Consider the following 2,821-nt stretch of genomic DNA (forward strand, 5'->3'; position numbering starts at 1 on the left):
GTTCAATCTCAGCAAACTGTCGGTCTGGTGGCTGCGCCTGGGCATCGACATCGAGCGCATCAAGCCGGGCTGTCCGCAGCAGAATGGCCGCCATGAGCGCATGCACCTCACCCTCAAGAAGGAGACCACCAAACCGGCCGGCGCCAATTTCCTTCAACAGCAGGCCAGGTTCGATGACTTCATCGACGAGTTCAACTCACAACGCCCGCACCAGGCGCTCGACATGGACTGCCCGGCCGAGCGCTACACGCCCTCAACGCGTCCCTACACCGGCTTGCCCGATCTCGACCACCCGTTTCACGACAAGGCCGTCACCGTCACCACCTGCGGCCGCATCTGCTATAACCGCAAGAAGATCAACCTCAGCCTTGTCTTTGCCGGCCAGACCGTCGGAATCAAACAGGTCGAGGACCATATCTGGCTGGCTAGCTTCATGGACTATGATTTGGGATATTTCGACGATGAGACATGCAGGCTCGAACCACTCCAAAACCCCTTCGGGCCAAAAGTGTTACCCATGTCTCCGGTATAAACCGTAACCTATGTGTCCGGAACGGACCTAACGGTAATGGTGGGCCCGGAGGGACTCGAACCCCCAACCAAGCGGTTATGAGCCGCCGGCTCTAACCATTGAGCTACAGGCCCCACGCGGGCTGGATTAATGTTTTTCGCATCGCGGCACAAGGCTTTCCCGACGGGCTTCCCCAGATCGCCCAAATCAACCCATAATCGCGCTCTACGCGACGTCTGCGACTTGATCGCAGACCAAGGAGATTTTCATGACCAGACATCTTTTGCCTCTCGCGCTCGCCGCTGCAATCGCTTTTCCGGCGATGGCTGGAGCCACCGATCTGCCGACGCCGCCCCGCATCATCGTGTCGGGCGAAGGCGAAGCAACCGTGGCCCCCGATCTGGCGGTCCTGACGCTGAGCGTCATGCGCGAGGCCAAGACCGCGCGCGCCGCGCTCGACGCCAACAATGACGCCATGGCCGCCGTGATCGCGGCGATGAAGTCCGCCGGCATCAAGGACCGGGACCTGCAGACCGCCGGCATCCAGATCAACCCGCGCTACAACTACACCAACAAGCCGGACGGCAGCCAGGAAGCCGAACTCGTCGCCTATCAGGTGACCAACACGCTTTCGGTGCGGGTGCGCGATGTCGACAAGACCGGCGAGATCCTCGACAAGGCGGTGTCGCTCGGCGTCAACCAGGGTGGCGGCATCGCCTTCACCAATGACAACCCGGCAGCCACGGTCACCGAGGCGCGCAAGAAGGCGGTCGCCAACGCCATGGCCAAGGCCAAGACGCTGGCCGAGGCCGCAGGCGCCAGCCTCGGCCGGGTGCTCGAGATATCAGATCAGAACATTGCGCCGGCGCCGATGCCGATCAACGCCAAGGCCTTCGATGCCGCGGCGGGTGGCGCGGCTCCCGTGCAGGCCGGCGAGAATTCCTACAATGTCCAGGTGACCGTCACCTTCGAACTGAAGTAAGCGGCTCTGAGGATCCGTGGCTGGGTCTTGCCCAGCCACCGATGCATCACCAGCCAATAGCGCGCATGAAAAACCCCGCGGGATTGCTCCCGCGGGGTTTTTTCGAGCCACACCCTTCAAACGGAAAGGGGCTCCGCTAGTCCCAGCTGATCTTGCTAAAGATCATGCTGCCAGGCTGACCCTCAAAGAGGGGTCGGCCTTAATTGTCGAACCTCAGCGATAGATAACCGGGCAGCCGCGCTCATTGGCGAACACCACCACGACACGGTCGCCGTCCTGGCGGCCCGCCACCTTCACCGTACGACGGTTGACGTCGACGATGCGGACACGGTGGAGACCCATGCGTTCGGCCTTGTCGAGGGCGCGGTCCGGCGAACAGCCACGGCGCCAGTCGCCGCGGCGTTCATCACGGCGATGGCGATAACCGTCGTCACCGGTATAGACGCCGAAACGCGGGTCGTTGTTGTTGCCGAAGCCGAGATAGAGGCTGTCGGCGTGGGCGGGAACGGCCGCCAGTGTGCCGAGACCGACCAGGGCCGAAAGGGCTGCCGTCTTGATCGTGTTGAACATCGTCTTCTCTCCTTTTTGCGGGCCTTCGCCCGTCCTCGTGAACCGATGGGGGGAGAATGCGCTTGCCTGTCTGAACTCTTTACGAACCTGCCGTTCATCTCCGGTTCATATGGCGGGAAGAAGGAAGTTCCGGCCATTCGCCACCGTCCCCAGCCCTTGGTGAAGGCCGGAATGCCTGACTCGGCGCCCTATTCCGAGCCCGCGGATTGGCCGGAAGTCGTGGAACGTAAGGCTGTTGCTCGCCGCCGCTGGTCCTACGGCTCCTCGTCCAGCACATAGTCAAAATAGTCTTCCGGCTCGGCAAGATCGGTTTCACTCGCTTTGACCCGGCCGCGCATCGAGATGCCGGCTTCATGCACGGTCTCGGCGCTGCCAGACACCAGCCGGTGCCACCAGTAGAGGTCGCGGCCCTCGGCAACCAGCCGATAGGCACAGGTACTGGGCAGCCAACTGATGGTTCGCACATTCTGCGGCGTCAGCCCGACGCAATCGGGAACGCGCGCCAGCCGGTTGGCGTAGTCCGAACAGCGGCAGGTCTCGGCGTCGAACAGCCGACAGCCGACGCTGGTCCAGTAGATCTCGCCAGTGTCCTCGTCCTCAAGCTTTGACAGGCAGCATTTACCGCAGCCGTCGCACAGCGATTCCCACTCGGCCGGGCTCATCGCCTCCAGCGCCTTGGTTTTCCAGAATGGCGTTTCCATTTCCCGGATGTGGCCCCGGCCGAGTGGGAATCGCTGTGCGACGGCTGCGGTAAATGC

At 62.5% G+C, this 2,821-nt stretch carries 4 protein-coding genes and 1 tRNA gene; 2 read left to right on the forward strand and 3 right to left on the reverse strand.

The annotated features are described in order from the left end of the window. A partial coding sequence (locus tag ENZ74_RS27805; protein WP_164761259.1) for an integrase core domain-containing protein occupies positions 1-532 on the forward strand: 532 nt, incomplete at its 5' end. 37 nt (positions 533-569) lie between these two features. Here ENZ74_RS27805 and ENZ74_RS27810 read toward each other — a convergent pair. Then, positions 570-645 (reverse strand) — tRNA-Ile (locus tag ENZ74_RS27810). 134 nt (positions 646-779) lie between these two features. Here ENZ74_RS27810 and ENZ74_RS27815 point away from each other — a divergent pair. Continuing rightward, on the forward strand, positions 780-1,493 hold the full coding sequence (locus tag ENZ74_RS27815) for an SIMPL domain-containing protein (RefSeq protein ID WP_013530175.1): 714 nt from the start codon (positions 780-782) through the stop codon (positions 1,491-1,493). 213 nt (positions 1,494-1,706) lie between these two features. Here ENZ74_RS27815 and ENZ74_RS27820 read toward each other — a convergent pair whose 3' ends face one another. Then, positions 1,707-2,063, reverse strand: a complete 357-nt coding sequence (locus ENZ74_RS27820) for a hypothetical protein (protein ID WP_013530174.1) — start codon at positions 2,061-2,063, stop codon at positions 1,707-1,709. A 254-nt stretch (positions 2,064-2,317) separates the two neighbouring features. Beyond that, on the reverse strand, positions 2,318-2,764 hold the full coding sequence (locus ENZ74_RS27825; protein ID WP_013530173.1) for a YcgN family cysteine cluster protein: 447 nt from the start codon (positions 2,762-2,764) through the stop codon (positions 2,318-2,320). Between the last annotated feature and the right edge of the window lie 57 nt (positions 2,765-2,821).

This window comes from Mesorhizobium sp. M7A.F.Ca.CA.002.15.2.1, from assembly GCF_003998715.1.
Lineage (GTDB): Bacteria > Pseudomonadota > Alphaproteobacteria > Rhizobiales > Rhizobiaceae > Mesorhizobium > Mesorhizobium ciceri.

What these genes read in the sequence shown, in the direction of transcription:
- ENZ74_RS27815 (WP_013530175.1), top strand. Translation starts at nt 780, where the DNA reads ATGACCAGACATCTTTTGCCTCTCGCGCTCGCCGCTGCAATCGCTTTT.
- ENZ74_RS27820 (WP_013530174.1), bottom strand. Translation starts at nt 2,063, where the DNA reads ATGTTCAACACGATCAAGACGGCAGCCCTTTCGGCCCTGGTCGGTCTC.
- ENZ74_RS27825 (WP_013530173.1), bottom strand. Translation starts at nt 2,764, where the DNA reads ATGGAAACGCCATTCTGGAAAACCAAGGCGCTGGAGGCGATGAGCCCG.